The sequence below is a fragment of the Micromonospora citrea genome, from assembly GCF_049629545.1.
GTDB lineage: Bacteria > Actinomycetota > Actinomycetes > Mycobacteriales > Micromonosporaceae > Micromonospora > Micromonospora citrea_A.
Window position 1 is genome coordinate 1 of sequence record NZ_JBNADX010000010.1, and the last position, 22,749, is coordinate 22,749.

The 22,749-nt window shown below is 71.5% G+C and carries 20 protein-coding genes and 1 pseudogene; 10 read left to right on the top strand and 11 right to left on the bottom strand.

Features of this window, described 5'->3' with window-relative positions; genetic code table 11:
* The first annotated feature begins 256 nt into the window (after nucleotides 1–256).
* Nucleotides 257–991 carry a LamG-like jellyroll fold domain-containing protein gene (locus tag ACPFP2_RS13090; RefSeq protein ID WP_424089336.1) on the top strand — a complete coding sequence of 245 codons (735 nt, stop codon included), beginning with the start codon at nucleotides 257–259 and terminating at the stop codon, nucleotides 989–991.
* Between the two features lie 58 nt (nucleotides 992–1,049).
* Here the strand turns inward: ACPFP2_RS13090 and ACPFP2_RS13095 are convergent, their stop codons facing one another.
* From ACPFP2_RS13095 to ACPFP2_RS13110, 4 genes are all read right to left on the bottom strand, one after another.
* Nucleotides 1,050–2,456 (bottom strand): polysaccharide deacetylase family protein, encoded by a 1,407-nt coding sequence (locus ACPFP2_RS13095; RefSeq protein ID WP_424089338.1) that lies wholly within the window; start codon nucleotides 2,454–2,456, stop codon nucleotides 1,050–1,052.
* A 114-nt stretch (nucleotides 2,457–2,570) separates the two neighbouring features.
* The gene (locus ACPFP2_RS13100; RefSeq protein ID WP_424089340.1) at nucleotides 2,571–2,915 is read right to left on the bottom strand and encodes a DUF779 domain-containing protein; all 345 of its coding nucleotides are present in this window, start codon (nucleotides 2,913–2,915) and stop codon (nucleotides 2,571–2,573) included.
* The gene (gene adh / locus ACPFP2_RS13105; RefSeq protein WP_424089342.1) at nucleotides 2,915–4,420 is read right to left on the bottom strand and encodes an aldehyde dehydrogenase; all 1,506 of its coding nucleotides are present in this window, start codon (nucleotides 4,418–4,420) and stop codon (nucleotides 2,915–2,917) included. Before adh ends, ACPFP2_RS13100 begins: the two co-directional genes overlap by 1 nt.
* Before the next feature lie 40 nt (nucleotides 4,421–4,460).
* Nucleotides 4,461–5,738 (bottom strand): GAF domain-containing protein, encoded by a 1,278-nt coding sequence (locus tag ACPFP2_RS13110; RefSeq protein WP_424089344.1) that lies wholly within the window; start codon nucleotides 5,736–5,738, stop codon nucleotides 4,461–4,463.
* 130 nt (nucleotides 5,739–5,868) lie between these two features.
* Between ACPFP2_RS13110 and ACPFP2_RS13115 the strand changes: the two genes are divergently transcribed.
* Together ACPFP2_RS13115 and ACPFP2_RS13120 are read left to right on the top strand one after the other, a co-directional pair.
* On the top strand, nucleotides 5,869–6,087 hold the full coding sequence (locus tag ACPFP2_RS13115) for a hypothetical protein (RefSeq protein ID WP_424089345.1): 219 nt from the start codon (nucleotides 5,869–5,871) through the stop codon (nucleotides 6,085–6,087).
* 218 nt (nucleotides 6,088–6,305) lie between these two features.
* A complete protein-coding gene (locus ACPFP2_RS13120; RefSeq protein ID WP_424089347.1) occupies nucleotides 6,306–7,004 on the top strand; it encodes a hypothetical protein in 699 nt (232 codons plus the stop codon).
* A gap of 133 nt (nucleotides 7,005–7,137) precedes the next feature.
* Here the strand turns inward: ACPFP2_RS13120 and ACPFP2_RS13125 are convergent, their stop codons facing one another.
* Together ACPFP2_RS13125 and ACPFP2_RS13130 are read right to left on the bottom strand one after the other, a co-directional pair.
* Complete coding sequence (locus ACPFP2_RS13125; RefSeq protein WP_424089349.1) at nucleotides 7,138–9,081, bottom strand: S8 family peptidase; 1,944 nt, start codon at nucleotides 9,079–9,081, stop codon at nucleotides 7,138–7,140.
* Between the two features lie 286 nt (nucleotides 9,082–9,367).
* Nucleotides 9,368–9,724, bottom strand: a complete 357-nt coding sequence (locus tag ACPFP2_RS13130) for a hypothetical protein (protein ID WP_424089600.1) — start codon at nucleotides 9,722–9,724, stop codon at nucleotides 9,368–9,370.
* Nucleotides 9,725–9,740: 16 nt separating this feature from the next.
* Here ACPFP2_RS13130 and ACPFP2_RS13135 point away from each other — a divergent pair, with 16 nt between their 5' ends.
* Nucleotides 9,741–10,040, top strand: a complete 300-nt coding sequence (locus tag ACPFP2_RS13135; RefSeq protein ID WP_424089601.1) for a hypothetical protein — start codon at nucleotides 9,741–9,743, stop codon at nucleotides 10,038–10,040.
* A 96-nt stretch (nucleotides 10,041–10,136) separates the two neighbouring features.
* Here the strand turns inward: ACPFP2_RS13135 and ACPFP2_RS13140 are convergent.
* The 4 genes and pseudogenes from ACPFP2_RS13140 to ACPFP2_RS13155 all read right to left on the bottom strand — a co-directional run.
* Nucleotides 10,137–10,565: pseudogene (locus tag ACPFP2_RS13140) on the bottom strand (ATP-binding cassette domain-containing protein); the annotation flags it as partial.
* Entirely contained in the window at nucleotides 10,562–10,978 is a 417-nt protein-coding gene (locus ACPFP2_RS13145) for a GntR family transcriptional regulator (RefSeq protein ID WP_424089351.1), read from the bottom strand. The gene ACPFP2_RS13145 and the pseudogene ACPFP2_RS13140, both read right to left, overlap by 4 nt.
* A gap of 179 nt (nucleotides 10,979–11,157) precedes the next feature.
* The gene (gabT, locus tag ACPFP2_RS13150; protein ID WP_424089352.1) at nucleotides 11,158–12,429 is read right to left on the bottom strand and encodes a 4-aminobutyrate--2-oxoglutarate transaminase; all 1,272 of its coding nucleotides are present in this window, start codon (nucleotides 12,427–12,429) and stop codon (nucleotides 11,158–11,160) included.
* 47 nt (nucleotides 12,430–12,476) lie between these two features.
* Nucleotides 12,477–13,910, bottom strand: a complete 1,434-nt coding sequence (locus tag ACPFP2_RS13155; RefSeq protein ID WP_424089354.1) for a gamma-aminobutyraldehyde dehydrogenase — start codon at nucleotides 13,908–13,910, stop codon at nucleotides 12,477–12,479.
* Between the two features lie 140 nt (nucleotides 13,911–14,050).
* Between ACPFP2_RS13155 and ACPFP2_RS13160 the strand changes: the two genes are divergently transcribed.
* On the top strand, nucleotides 14,051–15,490 hold the full coding sequence (locus ACPFP2_RS13160) for an aldehyde dehydrogenase family protein (RefSeq protein WP_424089356.1): 1,440 nt from the start codon (nucleotides 14,051–14,053) through the stop codon (nucleotides 15,488–15,490).
* Nucleotides 15,491–15,592: 102 nt separating this feature from the next.
* Here the strand turns inward: ACPFP2_RS13160 and ACPFP2_RS13165 are convergent, their stop codons facing one another.
* Nucleotides 15,593–16,825: an SUKH-3 domain-containing protein gene (locus ACPFP2_RS13165; protein ID WP_424089358.1), complete on the bottom strand. Its 1,233-nt coding sequence runs from the start codon at nucleotides 16,823–16,825 to the stop codon at nucleotides 15,593–15,595.
* 76 nt (nucleotides 16,826–16,901) lie between these two features.
* Between ACPFP2_RS13165 and ACPFP2_RS13170 the strand changes: the two genes are divergently transcribed.
* From ACPFP2_RS13170 to nfi, 5 genes are read left to right on the top strand one after another with little or no spacing between them, the layout of a single operon-like run.
* A complete protein-coding gene (locus ACPFP2_RS13170) occupies nucleotides 16,902–17,333 on the top strand; it encodes a YbaB/EbfC family nucleoid-associated protein (RefSeq protein WP_424089360.1) in 432 nt (143 codons plus the stop codon).
* Nucleotides 17,326–17,670: a hypothetical protein gene (locus tag ACPFP2_RS13175; RefSeq protein ID WP_424089362.1), complete on the top strand. Its 345-nt coding sequence runs from the start codon at nucleotides 17,326–17,328 to the stop codon at nucleotides 17,668–17,670. The genes ACPFP2_RS13170 and ACPFP2_RS13175 overlap by 8 nt, the downstream gene beginning before the upstream one ends.
* 17 nt (nucleotides 17,671–17,687) lie before the next feature.
* Nucleotides 17,688–21,734 (top strand): toxin glutamine deamidase domain-containing protein, encoded by a 4,047-nt coding sequence (locus ACPFP2_RS13180; RefSeq protein ID WP_424089364.1) that lies wholly within the window; start codon nucleotides 17,688–17,690, stop codon nucleotides 21,732–21,734.
* A gap of 34 nt (nucleotides 21,735–21,768) precedes the next feature.
* Nucleotides 21,769–22,011, top strand: coding sequence for a hypothetical protein (locus tag ACPFP2_RS13185; RefSeq protein ID WP_424089366.1), 243 nt, complete (start codon nucleotides 21,769–21,771; stop codon nucleotides 22,009–22,011).
* A 7-nt stretch (nucleotides 22,012–22,018) separates the two neighbouring features.
* The gene (gene nfi / locus ACPFP2_RS13190) at nucleotides 22,019–22,732 is read left to right on the top strand and encodes a deoxyribonuclease V (protein ID WP_424089368.1); all 714 of its coding nucleotides are present in this window, start codon (nucleotides 22,019–22,021) and stop codon (nucleotides 22,730–22,732) included.
* Nucleotides 22,733–22,749: the final 17 nt, after the last annotated feature.

Below are 22,749 nucleotides of genomic sequence, written 5' to 3' on the forward strand. Positions count from 1 at the left end.
GGGCGTACGGTGATCAACACCATGCCTTGTTGCCACATCTTGGCAACAACGATGCCGTGGAAATAAGCTGACCCGGTGGACACCCTGGCGATGCACATCTCGAACGGGATCATCAACGGTCCCGTGGGTGGGGGTGGGTGGGGGAGTCGGTTCGTGGGGCATTGACAGGGGGTGGACGTGACGTGATCATGTGGTGACGCTGCGGCCGTACGGGGGTCCGTGGCCCAATCTCCGGAGGACCTTCATGGGTCGTGCCATGTCCACATTCGCCCTCGGTGTCGCCGCTCTCGCCACCGCCGCCCTGGTCAACGCGACGCCCGCCTACGCGGCCACCGAGCAGCTCCGGCTCGACTTCGACGCCACTCCGACCGGGCAGGTCGAGCCCGGTCCGTGGACGGCCGGCTGCTTCGCCGACGTCGCCACTCCGGGCGACTCGGGGTGCATCGCGGTGGGCGCCCCGGGCAGCATCTCCCGTACGTCCCGCCCGAGCGGATCCGGCGCGAGCCCGGCGATCGCCTTCCCGGCCACGGGCAGCGCGCTGATCCAGGTGCCGGACGCGGCCAACCTCAACCCGGGAACGCAGGACTTCACGATCAGCGCCATGGTGAAGGTGACCGCCGGTCAGGTGACCGAGGGCGCCAACCTGGTCCAGAAGGGTGTCTACGCCGACCCGGCGCAGTGGAAGCTCCAGCTCGACGGCGGCAGGCCGGGCTGCCGCATCAAGGGGCTCGACACCGCGGGTCTCACCGTGTCGAAGCTGATCACCGCCGACGCCTCCATCGCCGACCAGGGCTGGAAGTTCGTCCAGTGCAAGCGGCGTGGTGACACGCTGAGCCTGGTCGTCGGCAGCACGGTGGTGGCGGAAGGTCCGGGCGCGACGATGGACGTCACCAGCACCGCGAAGGTGCACATCGGCGCCAAGGGTGCGGGCCTGACGAACAACGACCAGTTCCGCGGCGAGATGGACAACGCCGTCTTCAGCATCGGCTGACCGGGGATCGCGGTGGGGGCGGACGCCGGGCGTCCGCCCCCACGGTCGTCCGGCCCGGTCAGGTGTAGATGACCCGGGTCGTGCCGGTCGCGGTGTCCAGGACGATCGCGCCGTGCTGGAAGTCGGCCCGGCGGCCACCGGTCACCGCGTACTCGTCGGTGGTGGGCAGGCCGAGCCGGCTGCCGGTGCCGCCGAGGCTGACGTAGCGGCTCAGGATCGGGCCGTGTACCTCGTGCGCCCCGGTCGCCGACGACCAGTACACGTTGCCGCCCTGGAACTGTGAGGCGCGTCCGCCGGTGACCGCCACCTCGTCCGAGACGGGATAGCCGAGGAAGCCCGCCTCGGCGCCCAGCGCCGTCCACTTCGTCCGGATGCCGCCGTTGACCGTGTGTGCCCCGGTCGCCGACGACCAGTAGATCGACCCGCCCTGGAACCGCTGGTACCGGCCGCCGTTCGCCCCGGCCTGCTCGTCGACGAGCGGGAAGCCCAGGAACGACGTGACGGTGCCCAGGGAGCGGTACTTGGTCAGGATGCCGCCGAACACGTAGTACGTGCCGACGCCGCTGCGCCAGTAGATGCGGCCGCGCTGGAACCACTGCACCGCCGTGCCGCTGGTGGTGGCGACCATCTCCGCCGTGACCGGGGCCCCGAACGCCGACGACGGGCCGCCCAGCGAGAGGTACTTCGACCTGATCCCGCCGACGGTCACCGCCCGGTACGGGCTGGCGAAGCCGTACCCCATGCCCTTGAGCTTGTCGATGATCGCCTGCAGGTACCCGGGGTCGGTGGAGGGCGCGCTGACGTGCATCACCAGGATCGCGCCCGGCACCGTGTACGCGTCGATCCGCTGACTGATGACCGACCACGGCTTCGCCTGGTAGCCGGTGGTGTCGTAGGTCCAGTCGAGGTTGACGTACCAGCCGTGCAGGGCGAGGTCTCGGTTCACCCCCGGGTCGAGGTAGCCGGACCGGTACGGGGTGCGGAACCAGCCGGCCGAGGTGAGCCCGAGCGCCCGGTAGGCCGCCTCGGCGCGGTCGAGCTGGGACCACCGCGCGGCCTGGCTCAGGGTCAGGAAGTCGGGGTGGTCCCAGCTGTGGTTGATCAGCTTGTGCCCGCCGGCGGCGATGGCCCGGGTGGCGTCCTGGTTCTGCGCCACGAACCGCCCGGTCAGCCCGAACCCGGCGGTGATCCCGTTCGCGGCCAGGGTGTCCAGGACGGAGGAGATGTTCGCCCTGGTCCGCTCGTCGTCCGAGGTGGGCCAGTCCGAGTCGAAGGTCAGGGTGACGATCTTCGTGCTGTCGTACCCCTTGGTGAAGACCGCTGCCCGGGAGGGTGCGGTGTCGGCGGCGACGGCCCGCGACGGCGCCACCACCACCCCGACGGCGACCACCAGCACCATTGCCGCCGCGGCGACGAGCACGGCCCGGATCCGCCGGACCACACCGTTGCTGCTCCGCTCGTTCACGGGAATCACCTCCGACGCGGGCGTCGGACGGGGCAGGGGGCCTCTCGCGCCCGCTGCCTCCATCCTCCGCCCGCCGGTCGACGCCGCGCAGAGTCGGACGTCCCGTTGCGCCGCTCAGGCGAGCCGCGACCGGATGAGGAAGCGCACGCCGTCCGGGGCCTCCAGCGAGAAGCCGCCGCCCCGCCCGGGGACCACGTCGATCGTGAGCGTGGTGTGCTTCCACAGCTCCCACTGCGCCGCCGACATCCAGAACTCGACCGGTTCCGCGACCTCCTCGATCCGCAGCGCCGCGAGCAGGACGTCGGAGGAGCCGGTGCGGAACTCCCCGGCCGGGTAGCACATCGGGGCGCTGCCGTCGCAGCAGCCGCCGGACTGGTGGAACATCAACGGCCCGTGCCGCTCCCGCAGCGACCGGATCAGGCCGGCCGCCGCGGGAGTCAGCGAGACGGGGTCGGCCATCAGAAGAGGCCGAGCTTCTCGGTGGAGTAGCTGACCAGCAGGTTCTTGGTCTGCTGGTAGTGCTCCAGCATCATCTTGTGGTTCTCCCGGCCGATGCCGGACTGCTTGTACCCGCCGAACGCGGCGTGCGCCGGGTACGCGTGGTAGCAGTTCGTCCAGACCCGCCCGGCCTGGATCGCCCGCCCGGCCCGGTACGCGGTGTTCATGTCGCGGGTCCAGACGCCCGCGCCGAGCCCGTACAGGGTGTCGTTGGCGATCTTCACGGCGTCGTCCAGGTCGGCGAAGGAGGTCACCGAGACCACCGGGCCGAAGATCTCCTCCTGGAAGATCCGCATCGAGTTGTCGCCCTCGAAGATCGTCGGCTCGACGTAGTACCCGCCGGACAGTTCCCCACCGAGTTCGGCGCGCCCGCCGCCGGTGAGCACCCTCGCGCCCTCCTGCCGACCGATGTCCAGGTAGGAAAGGATCTTCTCCAGTTGGTCGTTGCTCGCCTGTGCGCCGATCATCGTGTCGGTGTCCAGCGGGTGCCCCTGCCGTACCGCTGACGTCCGCTCGACGGCGGCGGCGAGGAAGTCGCTGTAGTGGCCCTGCTGGATCAGCGCCCGCGACGGGCAGGTGCAGACCTCGCCCTGGTTGAGCGCGAACATGGTGAAGCCCTCCAGTGCCTTGTCCCGGAAGTCGTCGGAGGCGGCGCTGACGTCGTCGAAGAAGATGTTCGGGCTCTTGCCGCCCAGCTCCAGCGTGACGGGCCTGATGTTCTCGCTGGCGTACTGCATGATCAGCCGACCGGTGGTGGTCTCTCCGGTGAACGCCACCTTCGCCACCCGGGGCGAGGAGGCCAGCGGCTTGCCCGCCTCGACGCCGAAGCCGTTGACCACGTTCACCACGCCGGGCGGCAGCAGGTCGGCGACGAGCGAGAGCAGATGGTGGATCGACGCGGGGGTCTGCTCGGCGGGTTTGAGCACCACGGCGTTGCCGGCGGCGAGCGCCGGGGCGAGCTTCCAGACCGCCATCAGGATCGGGAAGTTCCACGGGATGATCTGCCCGACCACGCCGAGCGGCTCGTGGAAGTGGTACGCCACGGTGTCGTCGTCGATCTCCCCGAGGGTGCCCTCCTGGGCCCGGATCGCCCCGGCGAAGTACCGGAAGTGGTCGATCGCGAGCGGGATGTCGGCGGCCAGGGTCTCGCGTACCGGCTTGCCGTTCTCCCAGGTCTCGGCGACGGCGAGGGACTCCAGGTTCTCCTGCATCCGGTCGGCGATCCGGTTCAGGACCAGCGCCCGCTCGGCGACCGAGGTGCGTCCCCAGGCGTCGGCGGCGCCGTGCGCGGCGTCGAGGGCCTTCTCGACGTCCTCGGCGGTGCCCCGGGCCACCTCGCAGAAGGTCTGCCCGGTGACCGGGGTGGGGTTCTCGAAGTAGCGACCGCCGTGCGGCTTCACGTACTCGCCGCCGATGAAGTGGTCGTAGCGGGACTGCCAGTGGGTGGGGGCGTCGTAGCGCGTCATCGGGTACCTCCGCCGTCCGTGGGTGGTGGATGGCGGGACGCTAGTGGCAGTGACGTTGCAGCGACGTTGCGCCCTGGAGGTCGTACTCCCGGGAGAGCTGGCGGATCCGCGCGAGGGCGAGGGGCCGGCGGGGCGCGCCCGCCGGCAACGCCCGCGCCATCGCCTGCCAGGCGGCCAGGTCGTCGCGGCCGGCGGGCGTCGCGGTCCAGGCCGCGAGCAGCGCCGGGTCCGCGGCGGCCAGCACGGCCGCGCGCAGTTGCCCGTCGACCAGCCGGCGCAGTCGCACCACTCCCGGCGCGTCGGAGGCCGGCAGCAGACTTCCCGGGTACGCCCCGAGCGCGCCCGGCACGTCGCCGTGTTCCAGCAGTTCGGTGACGGTACGGAAGTCCGCGCGCAGCCGCCCCCGCAGCCGGTACGGCCGGGACTCGAGCAACTCGTCACCGAGTGCCCGGCGCAGCCGGGACAGCTCGGCGCGCAGGGTGACCGGGTGCAGCCGGTCGTCGCCGTAGAGGTCGAGGCCGAGCTGCTCGCCGGTCCGCCCCTCGGGGTGGTCGAGCAGCAGCACCAGCAGCTCGCTGTGCCGGCGGCCGAGCCGTACGCGTCGTCCGCCGACGCGCAGTTCCGCCTCGTCGCGGCCGAGCGCGGACACCTGGACCAGGTCGGGTTCGACCGGCGCGGCCAGGAACGCCTCGGCGGCCCGGGCGGTGGCCCGCACCAGGGCGAGGCTCTGCGGGGTGGCCAGATGGTCGCCGCCGGTGATGTCGACCGCGCCGAGCAGCCGGCCGGTGGCCGGGTCGTGGATGGGCGCGGCGGCGCAGGTCCAGCGCTGCACCGGCCGGACGAAGTGCTCGGTGGCGAAGATCTGCACACTGTGGTCGATGGCGAGGGCGGTGCCGGGGGCGTTGGTGCCGGCGTGCTGCTCGTCCCAGCGGGCCCCGGGGACGAAGTTCATCCGCTCGGCGTGCCGGAGCACCCCCGGATGCCCCTCCACCCAGAGCAGCCGCCCGTACGCGTCGCAGACCGCCATCAGGTGCGCGCCGTCCTGGGCGATGCCGCCGAGCAGGTCGCGGAAGAGGGGCAGCACCCGGACCAGGGGATGGGCGGCACGGTAGCTCTCCAGCGCCTCGTCGGTGAGGTCGACGGGGGCGGTGGTCTCCGGGTCGAGCAGCGCGGACCGTTCCCACGACCGTCGGACCACCTCGCGGACCGGGTGCGCGGTGACGCCGGCGGTCAGGAACGCCTCGTGGGCGGCGCCGACCTGCGCGATCCGCTCTGCCGGATCGACGCCGAACTCCAGGGCGAGCCACGGGTCAGCCACGGGCGACCTCCTCGCGCCCATGGTGACCCAGCTCACCCGTGATCGCCAATACCGGTTGCCCGGTCGATCGACGATCCCCCATCCTGTGCCCGGCGCGCAGGGTGCGCGCCGGGGCAGGGGAAGGGCGGTCGTGATGGTCGGGACGCGGGAACGGATGATGGTGCAGCTCCAGCTGGTCAGCGACGACCGCCACCTGGTCGCCTGGGTGCGCGACGAGCGGCGGCTGAGGGTGGGCGTCGAGCTGTCGCTGCGGGACCATGCCGAGCCGGACCGGTTCTGGCGGGTGGTCGCCAAGGGCGAGCCGCGGCCGGCCGGCGAGATCAGGCGCGGCTGGCACAACGACATCTGATCCTCCGTGGGCCCGGGACTCCTCCCGGGCCCACTTCTCGTGCTTGGCTCGACATTGACGAGTTGCCTCCCGGGCTGCTGCCCGCGCAGGCGACCCTGGGCGTCCGTCGTGCCCGGTGCCCGTACCACTCGAAACTTTCCTGCCGGAAACGGTGAACCCGGCAGCGCTCCCAGTCCGTACCCGGCGTCGTAGGAGACCACCGGGAGACGGGAGTTGCGGTGAAGGTGCAGCGGAAGCACGTGCTGGCGGCCGGGGTGGCGGCGGTGGCCACGGCGGTGGTGGCGGTCGGGACGGGGTTCGGGTTCGCCGACACCGCCACCGCCCGGCCGAGCGCCTGCCAGGGGTCGGTCACGTTCTCGGCCGAGGGTGGCGTCCCGGCGGCGACCAGCGACCGGTTCCCGGTGGGGACGCGGCTGCGGGTGACGAACCTGGACAACGGCAAGGCGGCCACCGTGACGGTGACCGGGCCGTCGGGCAGTTGCGTGCTGCTCAACGCCGCCGCGATGGACCTCGTGCGGGAGCCGGGGAAGAACGTGATCCGCCGCAACCTGGTGGAACGCCTCGACGGCGGGGCCCAGCCCGGGGGAGCGGCCCAGCCTGGCAGCCAGATCCGGCCGGGCAGCGCGCAGCCCGGGGCCACGGCGGGCGGCGCGCAGCCGGGTGGCGCTGCCGGGGCGAGCGTGTGCGCCGGGTCGATCACCTTCTCCGCCGAGGGCGGTGCGCCCGCCGCGACCAGCGGCCAGTTTCCGGTCGGGACGCGGCTGCGGGTGACGAACCTGGACAACGGCAAGGCGGTCACCGTGACGGTGACCGGGCCGTCGGGCAGTTGCGTGCTGCTCAACGCCGCCGCCATGGACGCGATCCGGGAACCCGGCAAGAACCTGGTCCGCCGCAACATGGTCGAACTGCTCCGCTGACAGGGCGGCGGTCATGGCGGGCAGCCTCCGCCGCCAGAAGGTGCCGGCGTCTTGAAACAGCCGGAAGGGGCCCCTCGCCAACCGATGGCGAGGGGCCCGTCCGGCCCGGCCCGGTCGAACCGGGGCGGTGGAACTACAGGGTCAGGGTCCAGCTGTCGATGTAGCCGGTGTCGCCGCCGGCGGCGTCCTGGACCCGCAGGTTCCAGGTGCCGTTGCGGGTCTCGGTGGAGAGGTTGACCGTGTAGGTCTGGTTGATGTTGTCGGTGGAGCTGCCGCTGCGGTTGTGCAGGGTGTAGGCGCTGCCGTCGGGGGCGATCAGGCTGACCACCAGGTCCCCGATGTAGGTGTGCACGATGTGCACCTCGACCTTGCTGGTCGACGAGGCGGTGCCGGTGCAGCCCGAGACCGCGATGGCGCTGGACACCGTGGCGTTGTCGCCGATCGTCACGTTGTTGCCGTTGGTGCCGCCGCAGGTGGCCGCCGAGCCGCCCAGGTTGAGCGTCCAGCTGTTCAGGTAGCCGGTGTCACCGCTGGCGGCGTCCTGGACGCGCAGCTTCCAGGTGCCGTTGGCGACCTCACCGGAGAGGTTGACCGTGTAGGTCTGGTTGATGTTGTCGGCGGAGCCGCCGGCGCGGTTGTGCAGGGTGTAGGCGCTGCCGTCGGGGGCGACGAGGCTGACGACGAGGTCGCCGATGTACGGGTGCACGATGTTCACCGCGACGGTGCTGGCGGCGCCGGCGTTGCCCGTGCAACCGGAGATGGTGATCGCGCTCTCGACGGTGGCGTTGTCCGAGACGGTCACGTCGGCGTCGTTGGTCTGCGTGCAGCCCGGCGGCGGCGGGGGCGGCGTGGTGGTGCCGCCGCCGACGTGGAGCAGCTTGTTGGGCGAGCCGGTGCCGACGTTGGTCACCACGTTGCTGGTGGCGTCGGTGACCAGCTTGTCGCGCACCTGCTGCGGGGTGAACGACGGGTTGGCGGCGAGCACCAGCGCCGCGGCGCCGACCACGTGCGGGGTCGCCATCGAGGTGCCGCTGATGGTGTTCGTCGCGGTGTTGCCGGTGTGCCAGGCCGAGGTGATCGACGAGCCCGGGGCGAAGATGTCCAGGCAGCTGCCGATGTTGGAGAACGACGACCGGGCGTCGGTGTTGGTGGTCGAGCCGACGGTGATGCCCGCCGGGGTGCTGGCTGGCGAGCTGTTGCAGGCGTTGGCGCCGCTGTCGTTGCCCGCGGCGAGGCCGTAGGTGACGCCGTCGGCGATGGAGCGGGCGACCGCGTCGTTGAGCGCCTGGTCGAAGCCGCCGCCGAGGCTCATGTTGGCCACCGCGAGCTGGCCGGCGGCGTGGTCGCCGGTCACCCAGTCGACGCCCTGGATGACCCCGGCGTTGGTGCCGCTGCCCTCGCAGTCGAGCACCCGGACGCCGACCAGGGTGACACCCTTGGCCACGCCGTACGAGGTGCCGCCGACCGTGCCGGCGACGTGCGTGCCGTGCCCGTTGCAGTCGTCCGCGGTGCCGCCGTCGACGGAGTCGAAGCCGGAGATCGCGCGACCGCCGAAGTCGCTGTGGCTGGTCCGGATGCCGGTGTCGATGATGTACGCCTTCACGCCCGAGCCGGTGTTCGGGTACGTGTAGGAGTTGTTCAGCGGCAGGGCGCGCTGGTCGAGCCGGTCGAGGCCCCAGGACGAGGTCGGGCTCTGCGTACCGGTGATGCGGACGGTGTGGTTCTGCTGGACGTAGCGCACGGACGGGTCGGCGGCGAGCTGCCGGGCCTCGGCCTCCGACAGTCGGGCCTCGAAGCCGCGCAGCGCGTTCCGGTAGGTGCGGGCCACCGCGCCGTCGTGCTCGTCGGCGAGGGCACGCGCGGTCTTCGCGACGTCGGCCCGGTTCACGGCGGCGTCCTTGAACACGACGATGTACGAGCCGGTGACCGCGGTGGCGCCACCGGCCTGGAGGATCTGTCCCTCGGCGGGGGCGGTGGGGGCGGCGGTCGCCGGAGCGCCGAGGGCCACCGCGGTGGTGACGGCGGCTGTGGCGATCCCGATGCGCCAGGGGCTTCGGGGTGCGTGGGGGTTCGTCATCCCTGGGGGGTGTTCCTTCCGGTGAGGTGTGCTCGTGGCACACCACCCGATCGATGTTGATCGAGTTGAAGGAGATCGTAGGGCCGAGATCGACGTATGGAGACAGATCTAAGGGATAGGAAAAAAATCACAAACTCTGGACGGCCTCCGAGTGCCATACCCGCAGGCAGTCGGCCTGCCCGGCTCGTGCCCGACTGACTGAAGAGTCAGTTTTCGGTTGCCGAGTCCGGCCGGGGGGTCGGTGGAACACCATGGGCGCGGGGCACCCATGGTGTTCCACGGCTCGTCAGGCGATGCGCCGGATGCGGCGGACGGCCAGGTGGAGCAGGAGCACGGCGAGGGCGACGAAGATGCCGGTCTCGATGCCCTGGAACAGCCAGAACCGGTCGCCCGGCTGGTAGAGCTGCCAGTTGTACGCGCCCGGCTGGAGGCCCAGCTCGGCGCCGCAGGCCCGGCCGTCCGGTCCCTTGCCGCCGGGCGGGCAGATGATCCGTGCGTCCTCCGCCACCATCGTCCCGTCGGCGTTCCGGATGCCTCGGGCGAGGACCCAGTCGCCGCGTCCCATGTCTGCCTCGGTGGACCCCTCGATGGGGAAGGTGAGGGTGCGGGCCGGCTGGTAGTGCGGTCGGGCCAGGATCGCCACCGCCGCCCGTACACCGATGAAGCAGGCCAGGCCAGGTGGGGTCGGTGACCGGGCCGTCGGTGCGGACCAGCAGCGTGGACTGCCGGTCGGTGTGGCTGGCCCGGACCACCCCGGCGACGCCGCCGATCGGGCCGCCGTCGTGCCGTGGGCCGATCAACTGCCGGTGCGCGGCGACCAGGTCGTCGACGACGCCGGCGAGCTGCACCCGGGCGGAGGTGAGCACGATCAGGTAGTCGCAGACCCGTTCCAGGTCGGCCAACAGGTGCGAGGAGAGCAGCACGGTCGTCTCCGACTCGGCGACGCTACCCATCAGTGACTGGTGGAACTCCCTGCGGGCCAGCGGGTCGAGGCTGGCGACCGGCTCGTCGAGCAGCAGCAGACGGGGTCGCTTCGCCAGCGCGAGCGCGAGCGCGACCTGGGCCCGTTGGCCGCCGGAGAGCCTGCCGACCGGCAGGTGCGGTGGGATGCCGAGTTGGGCGAGCCGGTCCCGCGCCAGCGCGGCGTCCCAGCGCCGGTTCATCCGGCCACCGAGGTGGACCAGTTCGGCGGCGGTGAAGTCGCGGTACAGCGGGGTGTCCTGGGCGACGAAGCCGATCTCCGGCAGGACCGCCGGGTTGTCGTACGGCGACTCGCCGAAGACCCGCACCGTGCCGGCGTCCGGTCTCAGTAGGCCGACCGTCAGGTGCAGCAGAGTGCTCTTGCCCGCACCGTTGGGCCCGACGAGTGCGGCGACGCGCCCGGCGGGCAGCCGCAGTGCGCAATCCCGCAGCGCCCAGCTCTTGCCGTAGCGCTTGCCGAGCTGCTCGGCCTCCAGCACTGTCTCCATTCGCTGTCCTCTCATTCCGCTCGTGCGGTCTCGCCGCGCGACGCCTCGGCGGCGAGTGCGGCCCGCATGGTGGTCTCGACCAGCGCGGTGACGTCCTCCGGGGCGAGCCCGGCGGCCCGGGCCCGTTGCACCCAGGCGACGAGCTCCTCGCGCAGCGCGCCCTGGTTCGCCAGGGACGCGTCGGCGAGGCTGCGCCGGACGAAGGTGCCCACGCCGGGGCGGCCCTCCACCAGGCCCTCGATCTCCAACTCGCGATACGCCTTCAACACCGTGTTCGGGTTGATCGCCAGCGACTGTGCGACGTCGCGGACCTTGGGCAGCTGGTCGCCCGGAGTCAGCAGCCCCACGCGCAGGGCCTGTTTGACCTGCTGAATCAGCTGCACATACGTGTTCACCCTGGACCGGCTGTTCAGCACGAACTCGATCACCCAGGACCAACCCTTCTATTGTCCTACGACAGTAAGACTATAAGACATGGTGGTGGGACGGGAGCCCTGCTGTCAACGGTGCCGCGCGCCCGGGGCGAGGGGATCGCTCCTGAGTGGAGAACGCACCGAACCCGCCCCTCTGGTGAGGGACGGGTTCCGGCGGCGGGTAGGACGGGGCGTCAGCCGACGGCGGCGTCCAGGATGTCCAGACCCCGGCCCAGCTCCTCGTCGGAGATGACCAGCGGCGGCAGGAACCGCAGCACGTTGCCGTACGTGCCGCAGGTCAGGGTGAGCAGCCCGGCGGCGTGGCAGGCCGCCGAGATCGCCGTCGCCGCGGCGGGATCGGGTGTCGGCGTGCCGGGCCGGACCAGTTCGACGGCCAGCATCGCGCCGCGACCGCGCACCTCGGCGATGCGCGGGTCGCGGGCGGCGATCGCGCGCAGCCGGTCACCCATCACCTGCCCGATCCGGCGTGCGGCCACGGCCAGGTCCAGCTCGTGCATGGTCTCGATGCTCGCCAGCGCCGCCGCGCAGGCGATCGGGTTGCCGCCGTACGTGCCGCCGAGGCCGCCGACGTGCACCGCGTCCATCAACTCGGCCCGGCCGGTCACCGCCGCCAGCGGCAGCCCGCCGGCGATCCCCTTGGCCAGCGTGATCAGATCCGGCTCGACGCCCTCGTGCTGGCAGGCGAACCAGTCACCGGTGCGGCAGAAGCCGGTCTGGATCTCGTCGGCGACGAACACCACGCCGGCGGCGGTCGCCCACTCGCGCAGCGCCGGCAGGAACCCCGGCGCGGGTACGACGAAGCCACCCTCGCCCTGGATCGGCTCGATCAGCAGCGCGGCCACGTTCTCCGCGCCCACCTGCTTCTCCACCGTCTCGATCGCCCGGGCCGCCGCCTCGGCGCCGGAGAGACCCCCGTCGCGCAGCGGGTACGACATCGGCACCCGGTAGATCTCCCCGGCGAACGGCCCGAACCGGTGCTTGTACGGCATGTTCTTCGCGGTCAGCGCCATGGTCAGGTTGGTCCGCCCGTGGTACGCGTGGTCGAAGACCACCACCGCCGGCCGGCCCGTGGCGTGCCGGGCGATCTTCACCGCGTTCTCCACCGCCTCGGCGCCGGAGTTGAACAGCGCCGAGCGCTTCTCGAACGTCCCCGGCGTCAGCACGTTCAACTGCTCGCACACCGCCACGTACGACTCGTACGGGGCGACCATGAAACAGGTGTGGGTGAAGCGTTCGACCTGCGCCTTCACCGCCTCGACCACCCTCGGTGCGGAGTTGCCGACGTTGGTGACCGCGATGCCGGCGGCGAAGTCGATCCACTGCCGGCCGTCGACGTCGGTGAGGGTGCCGCCCCCGGCCCGGTCCACGTAGTACGGCACGACGCTGCCGACGCCACGGGCGACCGCCGCGCCACGCCGCTTGTGCAGCTCCTCCGACGACGTCACGGCCGTGCCTCCCTCGTTCGTGACCGCCCGGTCCTCGCGTTCACGGGTCAGCCCTCGATGTGGTGCATGACGTGCTTGATCCGGGTGTAGTCCTCCAGGCTGTAGACGGAGAGGTCCTTGCCGTGGCCGGAGTGCTTGAAGCCGCCGTGCGGCATCTCGGAGACGAACGGGATGTGGGTGTTCACCCAGACGCAGCCGAAGTCGAGCCGGCGGGTCATCCGCATCGCCCGGCCGTGGTCCTTCGTCCAGACCGAGGCGGACAGGCCGTAGTCGACGCCGTTGGCCCAGCGCACCGCCTCGTCCTCGTCGGTGAAGCGTTGCACGGTGATGACCGGGCCGAAGACCTCGTCCTGGACGATCTCGTCGGCCTGCCGGACACCGGAGACGACGGTCGGGGCGTAGAAGTAGCCGCGCTCGCCGAGCTGTGAGCCGCCGGTCTCGACGTTCGCGTGATCGGGGAGGCGGTCCACGAAGCCGCGTACCCGGGCGAGCTGGTTGGCGTTGTTCAGCGGGCCGTAGAGGACGTCGTCGTCGGGCGCCCCCGTCCTCGTGTCGCGGGCCTGCTCGGCGAGGGCGGCGACGAAGTCGTCGTACACGCCGGGACCGGCGAGCACCCGGGTCGCGGCGGTGCAGTCCTGGCCGGCGTTGAAGTAGCCGCCCATCGCGATCGCCTCGGCCGCCGCCTCGACGTCCGCGTCGTCGAAGACCACCACCGGGGCCTTGCCGCCCAGCTCCAGGTGGGTCCGCTTCAGGTCGGGCGCGGCGGCGGAGGCGACCTCCATGCCCGCGCGGGTCGAGCCGGTGATCGACACCAGCTGCGGGGTCCGGTGCGCCACCAGGGTACGACCGGTGTCCCGGTCGCCGCAGACCACGTTGAACACGCCCGGTGGGAAGAACTCGGCCGCGATCTCGGCGAGCAGCAGCGTCGACACCGGCGTGGTGTCCGACGGCTTGAGCACCACCGTGTTGCCGGCCGCCAACGCCGGGGCGATCTTCCAGACCGCCATCATCAGCGGGTAGTTCCACGGCGTCACCTGCGCGCACACACCGATCGGCTCGCGCCGTACGTAGGAGGTGTGCCCGGCCAGGTACTCACCGGCCGAGCGCCCTTCGAGCAGGCGGGCGGCGCCGGCGAAGAAGCGGAACTGGTCGACCGCCGGGGGCAGCTCCTCGTCGGCGGTGAGCTGGCGCGGCTTGCCGGTGTTGCGCACCTCGGCGTCGACAAGCTCGGCCGCGCGGGCCTCGACCGCGTCGGCGAGCTTCAGCATCGCCCGCTGCCGCTCGGCCGGAGTGGTGTCCCGCCAACTCTCGAAGGCGGTGGCGGCGGCCGTCATCGCCGCGTCCACGTCCGCCGCACCGGAGACCGGCGCCTGGGCGAAGACCTCCCCGGTGCACGGGTCGATCAGGTCGGCGTACCCGCCGTCCACCGGGTCGACGTACTCGCCGTTGATGAAGTTACGGAGCTTCTGCTGGTCGCTCATGGGGGTGACTCCGAGGGTGGCCGGGGGATGGTCAGCGGAGGTAATCGCAATCTGTCTGCCATCTTGGCTACTGAATTCGCGGCAGACAAGGCCCGCGGCGACTGTATCCGTGCGGGTGGGCAGTCGTCTACGCTGCCGACGTGGAGCCGAGAGCCTTCTATGTCGCCGGCCGGGAAGTCCACGGCGAGGGCGAACTGACCGTCACCCACCCCTACGACGGCCGGACGGTGGGGCGTACCACCCTCGCCACGGCCGACCAGGTCGAAGCCGCCGTCGCGGCAGCGGCCGGCGTGGCGGCGCAGGCCGCGGCCCTGCCCGCGCACGCCCGGGCGGCGGCCCTCGACCACGTGTCCCGCCGGCTGGCCGAACGGGCCGACGAGGTCGCGGCGCTGATCACCGCCGAGAACGGCAAGCCGGTCAAGTGGGCGCGGGCCGAGGTGGGACGCGCGATCTCGACGTTCCGCTGGGCGGCGGAGGAGGCGCGGCGCTTCTCCGGCGAGCTGCAACGCCTCGACACCGACCCGGCGGCGACCGGGCGGATCGCCCTGGTACGTCGGGTGCCCCGGGGGCCCGTGCTGGGGATCGCCCCGTTCAACTTCCCGCTCAACCTGGTCGCGCACAAGGTCGCCCCGGCGATCGCGGTCGGCGCGCCGATCATCGTCAAGCCGGCCCCGGCGACCCCGCTGTCCGCGCTGCTGCTCGGGGAGATCCTGGCCGGGACCGACCTGCCGGCGGGCATGTTCTCGGTGCTGCCGCTGCCCAACGACCGCGCCGCCGAACTGGTCACCGACCCGCGCCTGCCGGTGGTGTCGTTCACCGGCTCCGGCCCGGTCGGCGCGGCGATCCGCCGATCCGTGCCGGAGAAGCACGTCACCCTGGAACTGGGTGGCAACGCGGCGGCGGTGATCTGCGAGGACTGGGCCGCCGACGAGGACCTCACCTTCGCCGCGCACCGGATCGCGACCTTCTCCAACTACCAGGCCGGGCAGTCGTGCATCGCGGTGCAGCGGGTGTTCGTGCACGAGTGGCTCTACGACGGCTTCCTGCCCCGGCTGGTCGCGTCCGTGCAGGAACTGCGCACGGGTGACCCCGCCTCGGAATCGACCGACGTCGGGCCGCTGGTGTCGGAGGACGCCGCCCGCCGGGTCGAGGCGTGGGTGGACGAGGCCGTCGCCGCCGGGGCCACCATCGAGGTGGGCGGCCGGCGCGACGGCGCCAGCTACCCGCCGACCGTGTTGTCCGGGGTGCCGGCCTCGGCCAAGGTCTGCGCCGAGGAGGTCTTCGGGCCGGTCCTGGTCGTCGCCAGGGCCGAGACCGACCGGGCGGCCTTCGCGGCGGTCAACGACTCGGCGTACGGGTTGCAGGCGGGAGTCTTCACGCACCGCCTCGACGTGGCCTTTCTCGCCGCGAGCGTCCTCGAGGTCGGCGGGATCATCGTCGGCGACGTGCCGTCGTACCGGGCCGACCAGATGCCGTACGGGGGCGTCAAGGGCAGCGGGGTCGGGCGGGAGGGGCTGCGCAGCGCGATGGAGGACTACACCGAGCCGCGGGTGATGGTGCTGACCGGGGTGCGGTTGTAGCCGTTCCTGTCGGCGGCTCGGACTGCCGGCTCGGCCCGTTGCTGCGCCGCCGTTGTGGGCGCCGGTCCCGGCGCTGCCGCCGGGAGGTTTTTGGACGGTCGGTCACCAGGTGCCGTCGTCGTGGACCCGCCGTGGGGCCAGGCCGAGCAGCAGCGTGGTCAGCGCGGCGTCGATGTCGTCGCCGAGGAACCACTCGCCGGCCTGGTCGAGGGCGAAGATCCTGCCCTGCTCGTCGACCGCGAGGATGCTGTCCTGGCGTTCGGAGCCGATCGGGAAGAGCCGGACGCCGAGGACGGCGCCGAAGTCGGCGAGCGTGTCGGCGGTGTGCGCCGCCCAGGTCGGGTTGGTGTCGAACTGGCGGATCCACACCTCGGCGCCAGGCCCGCGACGGAAGGTCACGATCGCCGGGAAGTCCAGGAAGACGCGTTCTGCGGCAGGGAACGGCTCGTGGCGATGGGTGCGCCCGGTGACTTCACAGGTCTCCTCAATGGCACCCTCCGCCAGAGCCCAGTTGAGTGGATTCTGATCCCAGCCTGCATCGGCCAGTGGTTGCGCCACTTCGGGCGGGAACCGGTCAGGGAGCGGTACGGGACGGTTGATCACCGGCGGCTCGGTGATTCCACCCAACTCGCCCCATGGCAGCACGCCGAGTTCCACGAGCGCTGCCGTGCACGACTCGCAGAGATCCCGGGCCTCGCCACCGTTGGGGTCTCCGGGCTCCCGTACCTGAAAGACCTGGAATCGGCCGTTCGAAAGAAGTGCCTTGGCCTCGCCGGCTGTCAGTGGAGGCTGGCCGGTGGCGGCGCGGCGGTGGTCGTACTCGTGGAGGACGTCGGAGACGACGATCAGCTCGGCATGGCGATCCCCGCCCCGGACCAGGTGCCCGGGCGGCAGTTCGTCCAGGTAGGCGCGGACCAGTGGGTGATGGTGCAAGTCGACGTCGCCCTTGGCGCCCTGGGCCACGTACGTCCGGCCGTCGACGGTGAGGTGGGCGACCGTGGCCGGGGTCGGCAGCCGGCGGATCTCGCGGAGCAACTGGCTCGCCGGATCGACGGTGCGCGGCGCGGGCGTGCCGGTGGGGCGACTGCGGCGGTACATCTGCTCGACCGCGGTGGCCGGCACCCGGGGCCAGGTGGAGACCTCGCCGGTCTCCTTGTCGACGACCGTGGTCGGCAGGTCACCAGGGACGGTGTCGACCTCCGGCGCGACGACCGACCTGATGACGTAACCCAGATCGAACTCGTCGACCCGGGGCCGGCATTCGTACCCCAGGCGCTCGGAGTCGCGGCGGGCCCACACCGTGGCGAGTTGCTCGGCCTGCTGGCGATCGATCACGAGGCAGAAACTACCGGACCCCCACGATTCCGTGGCGCCCGGTATGGTTCGCCTGACTGAACGTGACCGGGGGAGGGTGGCGTTGGCCGAAAGTGTCGACCGGGACGCCAATCGCGCGCTCCGGGCGCGGTTCGAGGAGGTCCACGGGCAGTACCAGCGGCTCCGGTCCGGTCTGGACGAACTGCAGACGAAACTGGCGCAGCTGCGGGTCACCGAACGCTCCGACGACGGTCAGGTGACCGCGACCGTGGGAGCCCGGGGCGAGCTGGTGTCGGTGGAGCTCCATCCCAGCGTCTTCCACGACCGCGACGCCAAGGCGCTGAGTCGGAAGATCACGCTGACCGTGCACCGCGCCACCGCGACCGCCGTCGCCACCACCCAGGACCTCGTCGCCGGCTACCTGCCGGCCGGGTCGGGGTCGGTGGAGTTCCTGCGTACCGGTGACTTCGGGGCGCTGCTGGGGCGGGCCGACGCGGTGTTCCGAGGTGAGGGGGAGCGGCGTGGCTGAGGGACAGCTCTGGCTCGACCCGGATCGGGCCCGCCGGGGAGGCAAGGACCTCCACCTCGCCGGTGAGGCGGTCGGCAGCCGGCGGAAGGAGGTCGGCGGCCGGATCGCGGCGGCGAGCGCCCAGCGGCCCTGGGGTCGCGACGACATCGGAGCCGCCTTCGAGAAGAGCTACCGGGGCTACGAGGAGACACTGCTGCGCGCCTGGGAGGACCTCGGTCGTTCGCTGGCCGGGCTCGGCGCGGACGTGGTCACCTCCGTCGAGGCCACCGTGGACACCGACACGGCGAGCGGCCGGCGCCTCGACGGAGTCGCCGGCCGGCACGACTACCGGCGCTGACCTGCGGAGGACCAGGCGTGAGCATCCTGCCGAGCCCGATTCCGCATCCGCTCCGGTACAGCCCCTGGGACCTGCCGGGCTGGGTCTACGAAGCCTTCGACTGGGTCATCGGGGTGGAGTGGCCCGAGGGTGACGAGCGCGCCGTCTGGGAGCTCGCCGACGAGTGGTACGCGGTCGCGTCGGCGCTGACCGGTCCCCGGGACGACGCGATCACCGCCGCCGCCGAGGTGCGCAGCGGGTACGGCGGCGTCGGTCTGGTGGCCGAGGCGTTCGACACCGCCTGGCGGCGGGTGGCCGAGGGCGACGACGCCCCGCTGGCCGTCCTGCTCGCGGTCAGCAGCGACCTGGGCCGGCTCGTGGAGGAGTGCGGTTGCGACATCGAGGGCGCCAAGCTGGAAGTCTGGATCGAGCTGGGCATCCTCGTCGTCGAGCTGATCTCGCTGGCCGTGGCGGCGGTGCTGACCGCAGGTGCGGCGTCGCCGGCCGCCGCAGCGGCGATCACCGCCACCCGGGTCCTGGTCCAGCAGATCTTCAAGCGCCTGCTGGCGCAGCTCGCGAAGAAGGAGCTCAAGGCCGGCCTCAAGGAGGCCGGGGAGCGGGCCGCCAAGCAGGTGACCAAGGACGGCATGCGCGGGCTCGGCAAGCGTTCCCTCAGGGGCGGGCTGGAGGAGGCGGCGGAGGAGTCCGGGATCAACCTCGCCACGCAGGCGTACCAGAACACCACCGGGCGACGCGACGGCCTGGACATGGCCGACCTGGGCGCGTCGGCCGTCGGTGGCCTGGCCGGCGGCGCGGTGGCGCCCCTGGCCGGACTGGGACGGCACGCCCAGGGGCGGGGTGGGCGCATCGCCGAGCACTTCGGCCGGGAGATGACCGGCGAGACGATGGCCGAGGGGGCCGCGAGCCTGGCCACCGGCCAGGGCGTGCTGTCACCGGAGGACGCGGCCCGGGCGGCCGTGTCCGGCGCCACCGGCTCCGCGACCGGCCAGGCGGACGCCGCGCTGCGCGCCCGCCTGGACAGCCAGTTGGGCGCGCTCGCGGCACCCGTGCCACCGATGGACCTGCCGCTTGCGCCGTCACCGGTGACGGCCGCAGGCGAGGTCCCCTCCCCTCCGAGCGCAGACGCCGACGCGGGCACGTCCACGCCGGCCGTGTCGAACGCCGGTGTCGCTGCCGTAGGCGTCCACGACGGCCCCGTGTCCGCCACGCTGCCTGGCCCGGTCGCCGCCGCCACGAGTGGTGCGCCGCACGCTCTGATCGATGACATGGGATCGACGGCGAGCCCCGCCGTGTCGCCCGGCGCTGTTGTTGCCGACGGGTCGACCGGGAGCGGCTCCAGTTCGGCCAGCGCAACGCTCTCCTCGGTAGCGGCCGAGGGTTCGCCGTCGCTTCCGCACCAGACGGCCGACGTGCCGACGACGGCGGGTCAGTCGACCGCCCAACTGACAACGACGGCCACCACGGCGACAGCCGGCCCGGTTACCGCCTCACCCGCGACGCCGTCCGCTCCGGCGGTGATCTCTAGCAGCGTGGGGACATCCGCGCCTTCGGTCGCATCCGCCAGTGTGGCGGCCGGGGGCATGTCCTCGGCCAGCGGCACGCCACCCTTCGATTCGCAGAACATTCGAGCCGGGACGGCGGTGTCCCATAACCCGGTGGCGGCATCCCATTCCGCCGCCTCGGCCGTCGCTCCGCCCTCCGTTCCACGGCAGTCTTCGGAGATCGGTGCGGATCCGACGCCGAACCCGGGCGGTGCGCAGACGGAGCGAAACAGCAACGCCAGCACGGCACGGACGCTGAACCGCTTCCCCGAGCTGGAGGTGCTGGCACCCAAGACGGCCACACCGCCACCGTCCGACGTTCCGCCTCCCATGTCGCCCTCGCCGAGCCATGGCAGTGAGGAGCTTCGCCCGAGGACGCCCGAGTGGTATGCCGCCAAGTGGGCCGCAGATCGTGAAGCGCTGGAGCGTCGCCGCTACCAGGGGTACTTCGAGTCACAACGCGCTTGGTACGAGGAGCGGAGACGTGAGGACTTCGTAGCTCGGCTGCGCCGGTCGGCCAGCAGCTACCTCGACCGTGCGCGCTGGTTGAAACGACGGGCTCGTGAGTTCGCGGGAGCCGGACTGACTCTGCGCGCCGAGCACATGTTCAAGGCCAGTGAGGTCGCCGAGCGGGACTCGTACGAGTTCGCCGACAGGGCCGACGCCGTCCAGGACGGTGGATTCCTGCGAGGCGACGTCGTCATCGAGAATGCGGCCGACTTCCAGCGGATCAACGATGACGTCGCCGAGTTGGCCCCCGGTGCGGTGGAGACGAGTGACTGGTCGGCGTTGACCTGGGACGATCACCCGCCGCCGATCGACCGTTCCCGTCCCTACGGGCGGTGGGGCGGGCTACGGCCGCCGCTGGCGCTGCACCAGACCGACCTCGAACGGGCGATGCCGCGTAACGCCGACGGTAGCGTGGTCCGCACCGCCGACCCCCGTCAGGGCGGGTGGTTCGCGCTCGCCAACGACGGAGGGCCGCAGGCCGACTCCACCCGGGGCATCAACTGCCTCGACTGCACGCTGTCGCTCTACGACACCTGGGTGCACGGCCGGCCCCGGGTCTCGGCGCCGCGCACCTTCGACGGCTACACCGACGGCGACATCTCGCGGCCGATCATGGGCGAGCAGGGCGGTCCCGCGCGGGTGGAGGAGGTGACCGGCGGGCGCTTCCAGCGGCTCTTCGGGATCCCTGAGGACGAGGAGTGGAGCCCGAACCTGACGGGCCACGCCGTCGACCGCCGCTTCGACAACCTTCAGTACCAGTTGCAGCTCGGTGGCCACGGGAGCTACGCCTTCCTCATCACCGAGTGGGAGGGCGGAGGCTCGCACGCCTGGGTCGCGCTCAACCAGAACGGCACCATCCTCTACCTGGATCCGCAGAGCGGCGCGGTCCGTGACCAGCCGCTGTACGGGCACGCCGGGGTGGCCCACGAGGACAACGTGGTCGGCATCGACGTGTTGGTCCTCGGTGGGGACGGGCGACCGATGCCGCTGGACGGACTGGCCCCGGGGCGATTCAGCGCCCTGCCGGATGAGCCGTACGGCCCGCGCCGCACCTTGGAGCGGTTGGACAGCAGGCTCCCCCCGTTGGGCACCCCCAGTGGAAAGGCGTTCCAGGGAGAGCCTTCAGAGGCGGGTGGAAAGGAGCCGCCCGATCAGGGCGAGGGTGCTGCCGCTGGCGTATTGGCTGAGTTGACACCCAGCGAGAGTCGGGTATTGAGGGAACTGCACACTCGAGCCGATAGTTCCGCTGAGGCCGTACAGGACGCTCTTGTCGCTATCGGCACGCATGCCGTAGGGCAACTCGGGTTGCAGGGGCCGTTGTACCTGACGGGCGCGGAGCACAGAGTCAAGGACTTCAACTCGCTTGCTCGAAAATTTCTGGACGAGGCTGCAGCGGAGCAGATCCCGGTCGAGGACTTCGCTGAGGATGTGAACGATGTTCTGAGGTTCTGTCTCGTACTGCCGGGTGGGAGCCGCTACGTGCAGTCGGTCGAATATGTGCTGGCGGAGTTGAGGCGGCTAGGGTTCGAGGCGGATGACGGGGCGTGCAAGAATTTCTGGCGTGCCGGTAACCGTTTCTACGGATTTAACGCCACCCTTCGTTCGCCATCTGGGCAAACGTTCGAACTTCAGCTCCATACTGAGGCTTCGAAGGAAGCATGGCTTGAGACCCACGACGAGTACGAGGTTCTTCGTCAGTTGGCGCGAACGCCGACTGAGCGTGTTCACGCATTCTTGCGAATGTTGTCTGTAAACCGTGAGCACGGCATGTCGAGTCGCATACCGCACGGCCTCGCTGATCGCTTCCCAGAGAAGGATGCTACCTTCGCGAAGTGGGTCACCAGGAACGGCAAATTGTGGCGGACGTATCTGCGTGGCCTGAGGGCTGGCGGTAGGTCATTCTCGGATGTCGTCCGAGACTTCGGATTGTCGTCCGACGACTTTCCTGTTGCGATGAGCTTGATCGACGGGTTGGGGCCGGAGAATGTTGACATATTACGTTCTGTATCGTAATGCTGACCGGAGTAAGCCGTCCGGGGTCTTCGTTATGGAGGCGGCGACGGGTGACGCCCTGCTGTGGGATCACCGCAAGAAAACGTGGTCCTACAACCCGGAGTTAGTGGTGCGGTTCCTCGACGATTATCGGAACATCGACCGATATGAGGAGGTGGGGCGAGAGGTGGCTGAACGCGTCGCGGCCTTGGTCAGCGGGGGGCCGCCGTTGCCCGCCGAAGACGTGATTACTCAAAGGTTTCACGAAGCCAATGCTTCTCCGAGTGGTAGTGACTGAACAAGCCATGGGTCAAGGCCAGCATCAGATCCGGGACCGGCCGCGCACCGTGGCCGAGGCGGTGGCCGTACAGGATCGGTTGCGACCGCTCACCGACCTGGTCGGGCCGGGCCCTCGCCGGCCCGCGACGGTGGCCGGCCTCGACGTGGCGTACGCGGAGAGCGGTGACCTGCTGGCGGCGGCGGTGACCGTGCTCGACACCGCGACGCTCGCCGTGGTGGACCGGGCGGTCGCCGTGGAACGGCCGGCGTTCGGGTACGTGCCGGGGCTGTTCGCCTTCCGGGAGATGCCGGCGCTGCTGGCCGCGCTGGACCGGTTGACCACCCGCCCCGAGTTGCTGGTCTGCGACGGGCACGGGCTGGCCCACCCGCGCCGGTTCGGGTTGGCCTGCCACCTGGGCGTGGTCACCGGGTTGCCGGCGATCGGGGTGGGCAAGACCCCGCTGGTCGGGGAGTGGACCGAGCCGGCGCGGGAGCGCGGCGCCGGCGCCCCGCTGGTGGACCGGGGCGAGACGGTGGGGCGGGTGCTGCGTACCCGCGACGGGGTGAAGCCGGTCTTCGTCAGCGTCGGGCACCGGATGAGCCTCGGCAACGCCGTCGAGCAGGTGCTGGCCCTCACCCCGCGCTACCGGCTGCCGGAGACCACCCGGGCCGCCGACCGGCTCTGCCGCGACGCCCTCGCCGCCGCCCTGGCAGCCGCGGCAGCGGCACGGCCGGCGTGATCCAGGCCACGGCCGGC